15 protein-coding genes are annotated in these 14,293 nt (G+C 47.6%); 2 read left to right on the forward strand and 13 right to left on the reverse strand.

What is annotated here, in order from left to right:
- Positions 1–17: 17 nt before the first annotated feature.
- A complete protein-coding gene (locus tag ACOJUN_RS11820; RefSeq protein WP_422136800.1) occupies positions 18–599 on the reverse strand; it encodes a sugar O-acetyltransferase in 582 nt (193 codons plus the stop codon).
- A 414-nt stretch (positions 600–1,013) separates the two neighbouring features.
- On the opposite strand from ACOJUN_RS11820, the gene ACOJUN_RS11825 reads away from it, so the two are divergent.
- Entirely contained in the window at positions 1,014–1,682 is a 669-nt protein-coding gene (locus ACOJUN_RS11825; RefSeq protein ID WP_422136801.1) for a YdcF family protein, read from the forward strand.
- A gap of 46 nt (positions 1,683–1,728) precedes the next feature.
- On the opposite strand, the gene ACOJUN_RS11830 is transcribed toward ACOJUN_RS11825, so the two are convergent.
- Complete coding sequence (locus ACOJUN_RS11830) at positions 1,729–3,132, reverse strand: class II fumarate hydratase (protein WP_422137068.1); 1,404 nt, start codon at positions 3,130–3,132, stop codon at positions 1,729–1,731.
- 277 nt (positions 3,133–3,409) lie between these two features.
- On the opposite strand from ACOJUN_RS11830, the gene ACOJUN_RS11835 reads away from it, so the two are divergent.
- A complete protein-coding gene (locus ACOJUN_RS11835) occupies positions 3,410–4,249 on the forward strand; it encodes an isopenicillin N synthase family dioxygenase (protein ID WP_422136802.1) in 840 nt (279 codons plus the stop codon).
- A 79-nt stretch (positions 4,250–4,328) separates the two neighbouring features.
- Here the strand turns inward: ACOJUN_RS11835 and lnt are convergent, their stop codons facing one another.
- The 11 genes from lnt to miaB all read right to left on the reverse strand — a co-directional run bounded on the left by lnt (position 4,329) and on the right by miaB (position 14,092).
- On the reverse strand, positions 4,329–5,873 hold the full coding sequence (gene lnt, locus ACOJUN_RS11840; protein WP_422136803.1) for an apolipoprotein N-acyltransferase: 1,545 nt from the start codon (positions 5,871–5,873) through the stop codon (positions 4,329–4,331).
- A gap of 106 nt (positions 5,874–5,979) precedes the next feature.
- Positions 5,980–6,819: an HlyC/CorC family transporter gene (locus ACOJUN_RS11845; protein WP_422136804.1), complete on the reverse strand. Its 840-nt coding sequence runs from the start codon at positions 6,817–6,819 to the stop codon at positions 5,980–5,982.
- 61 nt (positions 6,820–6,880) lie between these two features.
- Positions 6,881–7,360, reverse strand: a complete 480-nt coding sequence (gene ybeY, locus ACOJUN_RS11850) for an rRNA maturation RNase YbeY (RefSeq protein ID WP_422136805.1) — start codon at positions 7,358–7,360, stop codon at positions 6,881–6,883.
- Complete coding sequence (locus ACOJUN_RS11855) at positions 7,360–8,382, reverse strand: PhoH family protein (protein ID WP_422136806.1); 1,023 nt, start codon at positions 8,380–8,382, stop codon at positions 7,360–7,362. The genes ybeY and ACOJUN_RS11855 overlap by 1 nt, the downstream gene beginning before the upstream one ends.
- 199 nt (positions 8,383–8,581) lie before the next feature.
- A complete protein-coding gene (dapB, locus tag ACOJUN_RS11860) occupies positions 8,582–9,319 on the reverse strand; it encodes a 4-hydroxy-tetrahydrodipicolinate reductase (protein WP_422136807.1) in 738 nt (245 codons plus the stop codon).
- Between the two features lie 312 nt (positions 9,320–9,631).
- Complete coding sequence (locus tag ACOJUN_RS11865) at positions 9,632–10,075, reverse strand: helix-turn-helix domain-containing protein (protein ID WP_422136808.1); 444 nt, start codon at positions 10,073–10,075, stop codon at positions 9,632–9,634.
- A 56-nt stretch (positions 10,076–10,131) separates the two neighbouring features.
- Positions 10,132–10,386, reverse strand: a complete 255-nt coding sequence (locus tag ACOJUN_RS11870) for a type II toxin-antitoxin system HigB family toxin (RefSeq protein WP_422136809.1) — start codon at positions 10,384–10,386, stop codon at positions 10,132–10,134.
- A gap of 565 nt (positions 10,387–10,951) precedes the next feature.
- Positions 10,952–11,404 (reverse strand): AAA family ATPase, encoded by a 453-nt coding sequence (locus tag ACOJUN_RS11875; protein ID WP_422136810.1) that lies wholly within the window; start codon positions 11,402–11,404, stop codon positions 10,952–10,954.
- Entirely contained in the window at positions 11,376–11,483 is a 108-nt protein-coding gene (locus ACOJUN_RS11880) for an AAA family ATPase (protein WP_422136811.1), read from the reverse strand. The genes ACOJUN_RS11875 and ACOJUN_RS11880 overlap by 29 nt, the downstream gene beginning before the upstream one ends.
- Positions 11,484–12,035: 552 nt before the next feature.
- Complete coding sequence (locus ACOJUN_RS11885; RefSeq protein ID WP_422136812.1) at positions 12,036–12,290, reverse strand: hypothetical protein; 255 nt, start codon at positions 12,288–12,290, stop codon at positions 12,036–12,038.
- A 446-nt stretch (positions 12,291–12,736) separates the two neighbouring features.
- Positions 12,737–14,092, reverse strand: coding sequence for a tRNA (N6-isopentenyl adenosine(37)-C2)-methylthiotransferase MiaB (gene miaB, locus ACOJUN_RS11890; protein ID WP_422137069.1), 1,356 nt, complete (start codon positions 14,090–14,092; stop codon positions 12,737–12,739).
- Positions 14,093–14,293 lie beyond the last annotated feature (201 nt).

The raw sequence follows: 14,293 nt of genomic DNA on the forward strand, positions 1-14,293 counted from the left end.
AAGATAAAGCTATCTCATCAGCTTAAGGGTGATAAGATGGCTTCTTTGTTCATGACTGATTTAATGACTCTGCAGGGTGCTCCCACTGCCACGCTATTCGCAGGAATGTCACGAGTCACCACACTGCCCGCTCCAATCACAGAATTATCGCCAATAGTCACTCCGGGATTGACGCTCACATTGGCGCCCAGCCAGACGTTATTACCGATGGTGATGGGTTTGCAGAACTCCAGCCCTGTGTTTCGGGTTACTGAATCCAGAGGGTGTCCCGCAGTACTTATGGTGACACTGGGGCCAAACAACACATCATTACCAATGGTGACTTTAGCACCGTCGAGAATCGTGCAGTGATGGTTGGCATAAAAGTTCTCTCCCAAGTGGATATTGTAGCCATAATCACAATAGAAAAAGGGCTCTATCCATGCTTCTGAAAGGGTACCCAGAAGTTCATTGAGAACCTCTGCCTGTTGTGTTTTGTCGTCCGGTGAAACTTGATTAAAGCGGTGACACAGCTTCTTGGCCTCGAGGCGATCCTGGGTCAATTCAGAATCAAATGCAAGGTAATCCAGTCCTGCAAGCATTTTCTCTTTTTCGGTCATAAGGCTACTTCAATAAAAGTTTGTCAGTGGCTTTATTAACTCATGTCTGGATCAGGGGTTTAGTACGTGCTTTCCGATCTATTATCAGGATCTCTTGTCAGATAAATAGTCCTGAGCCGGAATACCGAATACTGGATGTTACGAAAAAGCTTAAAATATCAGCATTAGTGGCGGCTGAATAAGTAAATTCTTATTGATCCCATCAAGCTGGGCCTTGTCATTTTTTTTGACTCATTGCTATCAGGTTGAATGCCTGAATCAGATCATTCTGACAGGCTCCTGAACGGTTAAGCTTTTTTCTCAGTAACGATGTTATATTGTTGGTGAATTACAGTAGCTGATTGGGGTGAGAGGCTGACAGCTTCCCCCCTTTAATATTTTATGGATGCTGATTTTGGGAATGATCTTTAAAACATGATCTTTAAAACAACAATGGGCTTGCTGGCGTGGTTGGCCCTGATTTTTCTCTATCTGCTTTCGGTTGCCCCTATTGCCAATCTTCTCGCCAGGGGGCTGGAGATATATCCTCCTGTTGATAGGAGTCTTTGTAAAAAAGCCGATGCCATGGTGCTGCTGGGAGGGGGAAGGCCGAGAAGCTCTGCTGAACTGGAGGGTTATCAGCCGACTCCTCTGTCACTTGAGCGTATTCGTTATACCGCTTTGTTGTACCGGGAGTGTGAAGTCCCCATTCTGGCCACTGGCGGTGGGAAGCGACCTGAGTCGGAAATGATGGCCAGAGTTCTGAAGAATGACTATAACGTTGATGTCTCATGGAAAGAAACTCAGAGCACGACAACCCGGCAAAACGCCCGGAACAGTAAAAAGCTGCTGGGTAATAAGCTGGCAGGTAAAGAGCAGATAACGGTTGTCCTGATTACTCACGCCTGGCATATGCCCCGGGCAGTGTTGAGTTTTGAAAGGGCTGGCTTCAAAGTGATTCCGGCACCCACAGCATTCAACTCGAAAGAGATCACCTGGCAGAAAGGGGCCAACTGGATCCCGAGGGTTCGCAATCTCAGGCTCAGTGAACTGGCCCTGAATGAATATCTGGGCTTAATCTGGTATCGGCTGACCATTCGTTAAGGGTGTCGAAAACGGGTTTTTGTGACGCCCTCTTTAGCAAGCCGGGCTATTTGACAATGCCGCCTTTGGTGGCCCGTCCAGGGTCCAGAATCTTCTTCAATGCCTCTTCCGACATACCGGTTTTTTCTTTAGCAACTTCGATGACCGGACGTTTCTCACGATAAGCCTGCTTGGCAATTTCAGCCGCCTTCATATAGCCAATCAATGGGTTCAGGGCTGTCACCAGTACCGGATTGCGCCTCAGCGTCTCCTTGATATGAGCTTCCCTGACAGTAAAGTCGGCTATAGCCTTGTCGGCGAGAATCAGGCTGCTATTGGTGGCCAGAGTAATGCTATTGATCAGGTTGTTGGCGATCAGTGGCAGCATGACATTGAGCTGAAAATTGCCAGACTGGGCGGCAATCGCGATGGCTGAGTCCAGCCCCATGATCTGGGCGGCTGCCATGGTAACCGATTCGGAGATAACCGGATTCACCTTACCCGGCATGATACTGGAGCCAGGCTGCAGGGTAGGCAGTTCAATTTCACCAAGCCCTGCCAAAGGTCCACTGTTCATCAGGCGCAGGTCATTGGCGATCTTCATCAGTGACACCGCCACACTGCGAAGGTCTGAGGACAGTTCAAGCGCTGTGGCCGGCAGGCTCTGGGCTGCAAAGAAGTTATTAGCAGGCTTGAAAAGCAAACCGGTATCCTGACTCAGTTGTTTGCTGACTTTTGTTGCAAAGTCGTGATGAGTGTTGGTTCCGGTGCCAACAGCAGTGCCACCCAGAGTGAGTTGATAGAGACGCTCAAGGGTCTGCCTGATTCGTTGTTGGTCATTATTGATCAGTGCTATCCAGCCACTGATTTCCTGACCAAAGGTTACGGGCATGGCATCCATCATATGGGTTCTGCCTGTTTTTACGGTATTCTCAAGCTCTAACCGACGCTTTTTCATCACTTCCAGAAGATGATTCAAAGCGGGCAGCAGGTGATTATGAATCAACAAGGCAGACGATACGTGAATAGCAGAAGGAATGACGTCGTTGCTGCTTTGTCCCATATTGACGTGATCATTGGGCGAGATTTTTAATCCTGAAGTACGATTGACCAGATTACTGATCACTTCGTTCACATTCATATTACTGCTTGTTCCGGACCCGGTCTGGTAGACATCGATAGGAAACTGATCCGCATATTTTCCTTCAATAAGAGTATCTGCAGCTTCGATAATGGCCAGGGCATTCTCTTCAGCCAGTAACTCAAGTGACTGATTGGTTCGGGCTGCGGCTTTTTTGATGCGGATAATGGCTTCTATGAAAGGATGAGGCAATGGCTGCCCACTGACAGGAAAGTTCTCAACTGCCCGCTGGGTCTGGGCACCATAGAGGGCGTCCCTGGGAACAGTCACTTCTCCCAGGCTATCGCGTTCAATTCGCACCCCGGTTGGGCGTTCTGCAGAGCTGTACATGGCTGTCGACTGTCCCATTAGTAGTGCCAGAGTCAAATGTCGCCAGGGTTTTTGCTTGAGGTTGGTGTTTGTCATTGAATCGAAACCCTATCCAGTCCGGAATTCGAATGTGAACGCCAATATCATAGACCCTTATAGCCTATTGGCGGCTATTGAGAATAAAAAATCAATTTTTTGTATGAAGCCGGTTTAATGCTTTTAATACCGCATAAAGCTTGTTCTTTTCTTGAACTGAACGATAAAATCTCGCCACTTTTACTGACCGGATATCAGGATAATGGACGTTAAGGTAGTCGATTATAAGGCCACAGATGCAGCTCAAAAATTTGTTGAATCACTCCGCGAAACCGGCTTTGCGGTTTTAACCAACCACCCTTTGAGTCAGAATCTGGTTCAGTCAATTTACGATAACTGGTTGAACTTCTTTAATTCTCCCGCCAGACAGGATTTTCTGTTTGATCCTGAAAAGCAGGACGGCTATTTTCCACCAGAGGTTTCTGAAGTGGCCAAAGGGCATGAGAAGAAAGATATTAAAGAGTATTACCATATTTACCCCTGGGGCCGGATTCCTGCTGAACTGAAATCAGAAATTACAGATTATTATGAAAAAGCTTCTGATCTGGCGGGTGAGTTGCTGGGATGGGTTGAAAGTAATGCGCCTTGTGAGGTAGCAGAAGGCTTTTCCGAGCCGCTTCCACATATGATTGAAGACACGCCAAATACCTTGCTCAGGGTACTTCACTATCCTCCGTTCACTGGCGAAGAAGAGCCGGGAGCCATTCGCGCAGCAGCCCATGAAGATATCAATCTGCTGACCATTCTGCCAGCAGCCAGTGAGCCCGGCCTGCAGGTCAGATTGAAAGATGGCAGCTGGGTCGATGTTCCTTCAAAGTTCGGCTACCTGATCATCAACACCGGGGATATGTTGCAGGAAGCTTCCGGCGGTTATTTCCCTTCCACCAGTCACAGGGTGATCAACCCGACTGGTGGTAAGGGTGAGAAATCCAGAATGTCCCTGCCTCTGTTCTTGCATCCACGCAGTGAGGTGGTCTTGTCTGAGCGTCATACTCAGCGTAGTTACCTGGTGGAACGACTGAAAGAACTGGGCGTGGTTTGATTTTTTATCAAAGGATGGCCGAATTAAAAAGGGTGACTCAAAGCCACCCTTTTTAATTCAGATAACAGACAGCCGATCCTTACTTCTGTGAATCAGAGACAGATCTTCTTGCGCTGAGAACTGCCACAATAATCATTATCAAACTCAAGAATAAAACAGGCCAGGACCCCAGTAACATGAAAGGAGTGTTGCCTGTCATGACTTTAGCGGTGCCTCTCAGTACTCCGGGTTTGAAACGTTCGATGCTTTCAACCATCTGACCTTTATCGTTTATCAGGGCAGTGATACCGTCGTTGGTCGCGCGAATCATGTATCGACCGGTCTCCAGTGAGCGCATACGGGCCATCTGGAAATGTTGCTCGGGGCCGATAGACTTGCCAAACCAGGTGTCATTACTGATGGTTATTAACAACCCACTGTCTTTTGCCTGCCGGGCAGCAAAGTCGGGGTAAACCACCTCATAACAAATATAAGTGGTTATCACAGTGTTGGGGACTCGCAGTTTTTCCTGACCACCAGGCCCCGGGCTGAATGCCGACATAGGCAGGTCAAAAAAGCTGATCAGCCCGCGCAGGAGTGAATCAAGAGGAACATACTCCCCAAAGGGAACCAGCTTCTGCTTGTAATAGCGACCTTCTCCCAGACCCATGGCGATTATGCCGTTGTAATACTTTTCGTCGAACAAAGATTTTGTGTCCTCAGATCGCTCATCAATAGGTAAGCCGAGAATCAGGGCGCTGTTGTGTTCAGCTGCTTTACGATTGAGCTGACTGAGCACCGATCTGGCCTGACTGTAGTAAAGAGGCATGGCATTTTCAGGCCAGATGATCAGCTCCTGATCCCACTCGTCTTCAGAAAGTCCATAGAAAGTATTCAGTGTTTTCTCAACATAGCCGGGGTCCCATTTCAGGAGCTGGGGGATATTCCCCTGAACAGCGCTGAAGCTTATCTCCCCCACGGGGTGAGTCCACTGTAATTTACCCAGTGGAACCGATGCAACCCAGAACACCAGGGTGATTGACAGTGCGATCAAAGATGGGTTCCGATGGGCTCGATCAGTGACCAGTGTCGCAGTAATCAGGGCTGCAGTCGAAGCCATGAGCAGAGTCAATCCAAAAACACCTACGACAGGTGCCCAGGATTGAACAGGGGTGTCGAGCAGTGAGTAACCCTCAAGAAGCCAGGGGAAGCCAGTGAGTAGCCAGCTACGAACCCATTCAAACAGTGTCCATAATCCGGCGAAAATCAGAGCTTGTTGCCAGGGAGCCTGAATATTGAATCGATGCCTGAGTTTTGCATAAAGATAGAAAAGCGGCATGACCATCAGGGCAGCCATCATAATAACGAACAGAGCGGTTAACAGAGCTGCCAGAGGGACTGAGGCAGCACCAAAGTTATGGATGCTGACATAAATCCATGAAGTCCCTGTACCGAAAAGGCCCAGCCCAAACAGAAAGCCTCGGACAGTGGTCGTCTTTACTGTTTCTGTGCGGGTATAAGCAAAGCCTGCTGCTGTAGCAACGATCAGGACAGGCCAGATGTTAAAGGGACTGAAACCCAGTGGAAACAAACTTCCAGCCAACAGTGTGGCAAGGTGACCAAAGTAGAGCGTTTTTTTGTTCATAAATGGAATTCGGAAAAGTCAGTTTCCTCAGCGGTGACTGGCTGGAGAACCGTCGGACTGAAACCAGTCACACCGTGAGTCCTCCCCACCAGTTTGCCTGATTTTGCTAGACGGGGCTAACTCGCAACAGTCGAATTCGGCGACCGTCAGAATTCAGAACATCAAATCGGAAACCGTTAATTTCCACGAACTCATTCCGTTTGGGCATATGTCCGAACTCCTGCAGGACAATCCCCCCAATGGTATCGAACTCTTCGTCGCTGAAGCTGGATTCAAAGTGCTCGTTGAAGTCTTCTATAGGGGTCAGGGCTTTGACGATAAAAGTACGGGCCTGTTCCTCAACCGGTTTGATGAAGCTGTCCTCTTCAACATCGTGCTCGTCTTCTATATCCCCGACAATTTGTTCGAGAACGTCTTCGATCGTGACCAGACCGGCTACACCACCAAATTCATCAATGACTATGGCCATGTGATTACGGTTGGTTCGGAACTCTTTCAGGAGCACATTCAGACGTTTGCTTTCAGGAATGAAAGTGGCAGGACGAAGGTGGTCCTTGATATTGAATTTACCATTCTGGAGAATCAGCGGCAGAAGATCCTTGGCCAGAAGAATGCCGATAATCTCGTCTTTGGTATCGCCGATGACGGGAAAGCGGGAGTGGGCTGATTCGATCACCCTGGACAGGAAGTCCCGAGGCTCCTGGTCTTCATCAACACAGACCATCTGGGAGCGTGGGATCATGATTTCCCTGACCTGCATGTCAGCCACCTGAACAGCGCCCTCAATAATACTGAGAGCTTCATCGTCAATAATGCCCCTGAGTCCGGCATCATTGAGTAGAGTCAGTAGCTCACTCCGGTTCTGAGGGTCCTGAGCGAACAGAGCCGTCAGTTTGTCTTTCCATGTCGGGGCGGGCGAGTCGCCCGGCGCAGTGTCGTCGTTCATTACCTTGTATTACCGTGAAGGCCTTCTCATGGCATCATCTGCATGATTCGGCCAGCCTCTCCTATGATGATGATCCGCCCTTTTCAGACTGGTACGGATCAGGAAAACCAAGGCTTTGGAGAATCGCTGTTTCCAGAGATTCCATCGCCTCGGCTTCGTCTTCTTCGATATGGTCATAACCCAGCAAGTGCAGTGTGCCATGAACCATCATATGAGCCCAGTGTGCCTGAAGGGTTTTTTCCTGTTCCCTGGCCTCACGTTCAACCACAGGTGAACAGACAACCAGATCGCCCAAAAGCGGCAGGTTGAGTTCTTCCGGCAGGTCAGAGGGAAAAGACAGAACGTTGGTGGGACCGTCTTTTTGGCGCCATTGCCGGTTGAGTTCTGCACCTTCCTCACTGTCAACAATACGCAGACTGATTTCGGCTTCTTCGCGATGATTGCCAACTGCTGCAGCTGCCCATTTGTGCAGATCCGATTGCGAGGGTATTTCGGAACTCCCGCTGGCTATCTGTACGTCGACATGGACGTCTGCAGACATTACTGAACCCCTGCAACAGATTTGTTCTGACTTAACTGATCAAAGCGATCGTAAGCCCGCACAATTCTCTGGACAATCGGGTGACGGACAACGTCCTTGGCGTTAAACCAGTTGAAGCCAATACCGTCGACACCTTTGAGAACATCAATGGCATGAGCCAGACCAGAGCGGGTGCCCCTGGGCAGGTCGACCTGGGTAATGTCACCGGTAATGACGGCGGTTGAGCCAAAACCGATGCGGGTCAGGAACATTTTCATCTGTTCCGGCGTCGTGTTCTGGGCTTCATCAAGGATGATGTAAGAGTTATTAAGAGTACGGCCACGCATGTAAGCGAGAGGGGCAACCTCGATCACATTTTTCTCGATCAGTTTGTCGACTCGCTCAAAGCCCAGCATTTCATAGAGTGCATCGTAGAGAGGACGCAAATAAGGATCGATTTTTTGAGACAGGTCACCCGGAAGAAAGCCCAGCTTTTCACCGGCTTCCACAGCGGGCCTTACCAGCAGGATTCGACGGATTTCCTCTTCTTCCAGAGCCTGAACGGCAGCAGCAACAGCCAGATAGGTTTTACCGGTGCCAGCCGGGCCAATACCAAAGTTGATATCGTGAGTAAGAATGGAACGAACATATTTCTGCTGGTTTTCACCTCTTGGAGTGACTGTGCCCTTGCGGGTGCGCAGAGTGATCAGATTGTCGGATCTGGCTTCGTGGACCCATTCAACAGCTGACTCCTGAAGATAGAGGTGCACTGTCTCAGCCGTCAGGTGTTCTGTTTTTCCGGTCTCCCGGTATAGACGCTTGAGTATCTCCGAAGCAGCCTGGGCACTCCGATCCTCACCCCTGATCGTGAACTGGTTGCCACGATAACGGATATCAACGCCAAGGCGCTGTTCTATCTGTTTCAGGTGCTGATTGAATTGTCCGCAGAGCTCTGCGAATCGATGGGGATCGTCCGGTTCGAGAAGAAACTGACAGGTTATACCTGCACTTTTTGTCGGTGTTGCCTGGATCTGGGTATTCAAGTCGAGAATTCAGCTCTTACTGCGATTTATATTGGTTAAGCATATACTGCAGTCCGATTCTTGCCGTATTTTATTAGCTATGAGTGTATTTTGCTGTGCACTCGCAGCGGGCAAAAATGAGTGAATCAGACTGCTGAAAAATAGGATTTTACCGTAGGTTTTAACAATGTCATCTGTTTAATCCATTCATTCTCTGCGATCAGAGAATATGTTCCAGCCCGTATACCAGTTCAGCCTTGTCGTGGATGTACTCACTGGCCATAAGAATGCCTGGCATGTAGCTTGTTCGTTCAATGGAATCATGACGGATGGTCAGGTACTGACCAGTGTCGCCCAGAATCACTTCCTGAGAGGCTACAAAGCCTGGCATACGGACTGCGTGAAGCTTTATTCCCCTGTAATCACCACCCCGCGAGCCTTCAATGTTGGCAACCTGATCATGGGTACCAATATTGAACTTCTCGCGCTCTTCGCTCATCAGTTCGGCTGTTTTTACTGCGGTACCCGATGGGAAGTCTACTTTTTGCTGGTGATGGTACTCAATGATTTCGGCGTATTCATAATAACGGGCGGCCTGCCTGGCAAACTGCTGCATCAGCACGTTACCCACGATGAAATTAGGTGCAATAAAGCAGCCTTTGCCGGTTTCCCTGACCCAGCTCCGAATGCTCTCCAGGTCTTCAGGCGTAAAGCCGGTGGTACCGACTACCGCTGAAGCACCAGAGAACAGAGTGTTCTTCACAGTTTCCATACGAATTTCCGGACGGGTAAAGTCAACGACAATATCGGCGTCGTTGTTTTTCACTTCCGCTGCCAGGTCATCGCCCAGGTCGATGGATGCGGCCAGTTCCAGACGGCTGTGTTTTTGGACAAACTCAACCACTGTCTGTCCCATTTTGCCTTTGGCTCCGTTCACAGCGATTCTCAAAACTGACATGGTGTGCTCCGTGGTAATTGTCTGATGTTATGGGAAATGCCAACTAACGGGTTTTGGCATGCAGGTGAGTGACGACACTGTAACGGATCAGGTGGAGCTGTCAATGGTCGACCAGCGAACCTGCGAGAAAAGAAAATAGGGCGACATCTATTCTGACACAGAGGGGAAGGCAGCCAGAGAAAAAGCCATTTCCTACAAACCGTACTGAGTGGCTGTCAAATCCGGGCTTGTTCAACAACCGGATAAGATTGCGGCTACGCGCAATCTATCCATATTCGTTAGGTGCTGGAGCTAATTATATTGGGAGTGGTCTCAATCATCTAGAAACATAGATCTAGGAACATTAAATCTATCACTTAATCTATCTATGTGATGTAATTTAAGCGTTGCTTTTCCTGAAATTATTCTTGATACATATGGTTGCTTACCAATTTCAGGTAAATCATATTGTGATAGATTGTTTACCTCCATCAAATGTAATAGAAAATCTATTCCTCTGGCTTCAGGCAATGCTTGAAGATTCTTGTCTTCCCACATTTTCATGAAATGATAAATAAAATCAACTTCTTTATCAGTACCCTTTTTTGAGTCAAGTTCCTCTATTAAATCACAAGCTTTGTTGTAATCTGCTTCTGATGATAGAGGCAAAGAAAATCCGAAGCTCGTTTTAGCTTCATGAGATACTGACGCTACAAACTCTCTCATTTGTTCATATATAGTCATCGTATTCTCTCTATTTTCAAGTGCTACTAACATTGTCAATTCACTTTTTGCATGTTTTGGTGGGAGCTCAAGCTTCCGCACTAGCTATATCATCTATACTCATTCGTAAATTTTTCATACTCTTTATGAGTCCCAACAAATTTCACAAAAACTCTACCCGATCTGAAATTAATTCCGAGTACAGTTCGATATTTGTTACCACCAATATTAATAACCCACCAATCTTCCACGTACTTGAATCTATCTAAGCTTGGGAACAGGTTCTTAAGCTCTTGAGAGTTGTTTGGTTTACACTTCATACTGTCAAGCAACCTGTACGTTCTCAAGATAGGTTCACGATCCATTGGAAACCGAACAGCAAGGTCATCGAATGGTTTTCGCTTTATTACCAGTTTCGCCGTAAAGCCTCGCCCAATGCGGGCGGGGATATAAGGCGGGAACGCGTAGAGCGTTCCGGTTGAGTGTTTGTAGGTAAACTGCTACCTTTTGTCCTGTCTCTTGTAGACCTACCGTCGGGCAGACGGGATGTTAAGTCTGTGGAGTTTGTGTGAGACTTGGGGAGCATGGGGCTAGGCGCCCCCGTTGATTCGCCATCGTAAAAGCTCTCACTGTGGAACTTTTATGCGATAACCAAGCCTGTTCCCTGAGCAACGAACTATGAAACAGAAACGTTCTTGAGCGATCAAGAACCCTCGCCCGATAGGGCGGGGAGTGTCAGATGCAAAAAATCCAATCTCCCATAATCTATGATAGACAAATGATTCCTGCCAAGAATGATGGCTCACAGGAATCGTACTGTCAATTTCATGAGAAGTTTCAGAGGTGGTGTCACCTAACGCTCGGCTCATCGGCGAGTGAAGCGAGTCCGTTGGAGGCCGCAGGCCGGAACGAAATGCAGCCGCTTGTTAGCTACACATTATTCACGATAAATTCTGCCCGTTTCTTGGTAGAACATTTTGGCACTTCCACTAAGTCATAACCGAATTTGTAGTAGGCTTCAACCATGTGTTCGTACGTAGCTACAGCCTCGTTGAAATCTTGTTTTCGTTCCAGATCATTAGTGAATATTGATTCCCAAGGTGGGAACAAAAAAACCGATTTACGATAGCTAATCTCAATGCAATATCTGAGCAACATATTTGATACTGGCAACTGCTCCAGCGTACTATACCCGTAACAATCAATCACACATCGATCAAAGAAAACTGTGTCTTTGATCATTCTATATCTCTCATAATTTATGATCTCCTCTCTCACCATTTCGTCACGAAATGCCACTTTGTTACACCATGGTAACGCGAGACCTTGAGACTCTACTTGCTTCTTAATTACTTCACGACCGACTTCGGGGGGCACACTCATACCCGAGTTCTTTCAAGTGATTAATAACAGATGTTTTACCTGAACCTGGACCGCCAGTAAAAACAATTAGATTTTCCAAATGAACCTCCTGTCGCGCCTAACATTGTGTCAAGGTGCTGCCCAAGCTTGCTATAATTTGAGCGAAGCGAAATCAGCAAGCGTGGGTAGTCACTCTTAAACGCTTTGATGAACCAAGCCGCTAACGCGGTAAAAAAACTCTCAATATTGTCTAATAATTCCTGATACCACATCAATTCTGATGTGTCTGAATAACAGGAATACTGAACATGAATTCAACCGAAAAAACAGTTCGAAGAACTTTGCCAAAAACACCTGACCAATAGAAAAGGGCTTAAATTCACTCAACAGAGGAGAGCCAGCACAATCTGAATACATAATTTCACGACAATGCTCAATTAATGGCTGGGGCGGGGGCACGCTTAGCTTAACAAAAGTCAAAACCAACCTACATCAGCTATGAAGGCAGCCAGAGAAAAAGCTATTTCCTACAAACCATACTGAGTGGCTGTCAAATCCGGGCTTGTTCAACAACCGGATAAGATTGCGGCTGTGCACAATCTATCCTTATTCGTTATGAATCATCCGAACTTTAACTTAAAATTTAGAATTACTAATCATCGTCATCGTCGCAACCAAATCCGATATACCCTGTGATGTCCCAACTATCCCTATTTTTATAGATAGTACGACGATCCCAACCTATAAAACCAACCTCATTCCAACTACTAGCATTTTCATAAATAACATTTTTGAAAACGCTAATATAACCTGTCACTTTTTCTTGATGTGGGGTTTCGTAGAAGATTTTTGAAAAAATACTATAACCCAAGTTATTTGTTAGCTCAAAAGCAAACTTTTGTAGCATGTCAACGTAAACATTTTTATGTGATTTATCAGAAATCTTGTAGATGGTTTGGTTATCTAAACCAATGTAACCAATGGCCGTCCAGCTGTTGGAACTCTTATATACTAGACATGAAGCGTGCCCTAAATTCGAGATGCCTGTAATAAAAAGGGCGCATATAAAGCTCTTGATAAATTAAACTCCTTATATCCGGTACTAATGATTAGTATTTATGCGCTAAAGCCAACTCATAATGAAAGCATGTTACGTGCGATTAACGAAACTCAATAAATGATAGATATGTATGCGAAATCTCTCAATTTTTTGATAATCACGCTTTTCAGGAGCAAAGGCCTACAGGTAAATGTATCCAGTCTGCACGATCTTGGCAGCGGATTTGCCCGAGGGTAAAAGAAGATTGATAGCTGGCCTCGGTGAGCTTGAGACCAGCCACTCTGTTCGAAGGGTCAGGCAACAACACCCAGTTCAGAATCAATCAGGCTGCCACGCAAACTGTGAGGGAACGCCTCAACAATCTCAACCTCGGCAAATCGACCAATCAGGCGAGGTTCGGCACACTTGAAGTTAACCACACGATTGCACTCTGTCCGGCCACTCAGTTCGCCCGGGTCTTTTTTGGAGTAACCCGTTACCAGAATTTTCTGGGTGCTGCCTACCAGACGACGACTGATTTGCATGGTCTGTTGATTGATTCGCTCCTGCAGAATTTTCAGTCGCTGCTTTTTGGTGGACTCAGGAACGTCGTCGGGCATGTCGGATGCCGGGGTTCCGGGGCGTTTGCTGTAGATGAAGCTGAACGAGGCATCGAAACCGATCTCGTTGATCAGGTTCATGGTGTCTTCAAAATCTTCATCGGTTTCACCCGGGAAGCCCACGATAAAGTCTGAAGAGAGACTCAGGTCAGGGCGGTGTTCACGCAACTGGCGAATCTTGTCCCGGTACATCTCAACTTCGTGGTTACGTTTCATCAGGGAGAGAATTCGGTCAGATCCGGCCTGCACAGGAAGGTGCAGGTGGCTGACAAGCTCCGGTACCTGAGCGTAAACATCGATCAGGCTCTGGGAGAACTCTTTCGGGTGAGACGTGGTGAAACGAATTCGGTCAATGCCGTCTATCGCAGCGACTATGGTGATCAGCTCAGCCAGATCACAAACAGTACCATCGTCTTTTTCGCCACGATAAGCATTTACATTCTGCCCCAGCAGATTGACTTCCCGAACCCCTTTCTCAGCCAGACCGGCGCACTCGGCAATTACGTCATCCATGGGGCGGCTGACTTCTTCACCACGGGTGTAAGGAACAATGCAGAAAGTACAGTATTTGCTGCACCCTTCCATGATGGAAACGAAGGCCGTTGGCCCTTCTACAGAAGGCTCTGGCAGCCGGTCAAACTTTTCAATTTCCGGGAAGGTGACATCGACCACAGGGATATGGTTGCTCTGGGTGGCATCGATCATCTCTGGCAGGCGGTGCAGGGTTTGTGGTCCGAATACTACGTCTACCTGGGGCGCACGCTTGCGGATAGCTTCCCCTTCCTGGCTGGCCACGCAGCCTCCGACACCGATCACCAGGTCGGGATTGGCTTCTTTCAGTTTTTTCCAGCGACCCAGTTGATGGAACAGCTTTTCCTGGGCTTTTTCCCTCACAGAGCAGGTGTTAACCAACACAACATCGGCTTCTTCCGGATTGTCTGTTAACTCCAGAGTATGGGTTTCTCCGAGCAGGTCAGCCATTCGAGCTGAGTCGTACTCGTTCATCTGGCAACCGTGGGTTTTGATATAAAGCTTTTTTGTTGCGCTCATACTTTTGCTTTCTGGGTTCACATTTTTTTCGCTCAGGGCTGTTTGTTCGCTCAGGGCTGTTTTGGTTATTTCAGACGCCAAAGCCGGATTCCTGTCTGCTGTATAATGGTCTGAGACCCTGAAGCTGTAATGTTCAGGCCTCAGGTGACTCAGAATAGCAAAATCAGCGATCACTGATCTGGCTGGTGAAAAAGTCGCCAT

The sequence above is a fragment of the Endozoicomonas sp. ALD040 genome (genome assembly GCF_049275945.1).
Classification (GTDB): Bacteria; Pseudomonadota; Gammaproteobacteria; order Pseudomonadales; family Endozoicomonadaceae; genus Endozoicomonas_A.

Bases quoted from the DNA above. Each gene is read 5' to 3' on its own strand.
- ACOJUN_RS11820 (WP_422136800.1), bottom strand. From the start codon at position 599: ATGACCGAAAAAGAGAAAATGCTTGCAGGACTGGATTACCTTGCATTT.
- ACOJUN_RS11825 (WP_422136801.1), top strand. From the start codon at position 1,014: ATGATCTTTAAAACAACAATGGGCTTGCTGGCGTGGTTGGCCCTGATT.
- ACOJUN_RS11830 (WP_422137068.1), bottom strand. From the start codon at position 3,132: ATGTACAGCTCTGCAGAACGCCCAACCGGGGTGCGAATTGAACGCGAT.
- ACOJUN_RS11835 (WP_422136802.1), top strand. From the start codon at position 3,410: ATGGACGTTAAGGTAGTCGATTATAAGGCCACAGATGCAGCTCAAAAA.
- lnt (WP_422136803.1), bottom strand. From the start codon at position 5,873: ATGAACAAAAAAACGCTCTACTTTGGTCACCTTGCCACACTGTTGGCT.
- ACOJUN_RS11845 (WP_422136804.1), bottom strand. From the start codon at position 6,819: ATGAACGACGACACTGCGCCGGGCGACTCGCCCGCCCCGACATGGAAA.
- ybeY (WP_422136805.1), bottom strand. From the start codon at position 7,360: ATGTCTGCAGACGTCCATGTCGACGTACAGATAGCCAGCGGGAGTTCC.
- dapB (WP_422136807.1), bottom strand. From the start codon at position 9,319: ATGTCAGTTTTGAGAATCGCTGTGAACGGAGCCAAAGGCAAAATGGGA.
- ACOJUN_RS11865 (WP_422136808.1), bottom strand. From the start codon at position 10,075: ATGTTAGTAGCACTTGAAAATAGAGAGAATACGATGACTATATATGAA.
- ACOJUN_RS11870 (WP_422136809.1), bottom strand. From the start codon at position 10,386: ATGGATCGTGAACCTATCTTGAGAACGTACAGGTTGCTTGACAGTATG.
- ACOJUN_RS11875 (WP_422136810.1), bottom strand. From the start codon at position 11,404: ATGAGTGTGCCCCCCGAAGTCGGTCGTGAAGTAATTAAGAAGCAAGTA.
- ACOJUN_RS11885 (WP_422136812.1), bottom strand. From the start codon at position 12,290: ATGCTACAAAAGTTTGCTTTTGAGCTAACAAATAACTTGGGTTATAGT.
- miaB (WP_422137069.1), bottom strand. From the start codon at position 14,092: ATGAGCGCAACAAAAAAGCTTTATATCAAAACCCACGGTTGCCAGATG.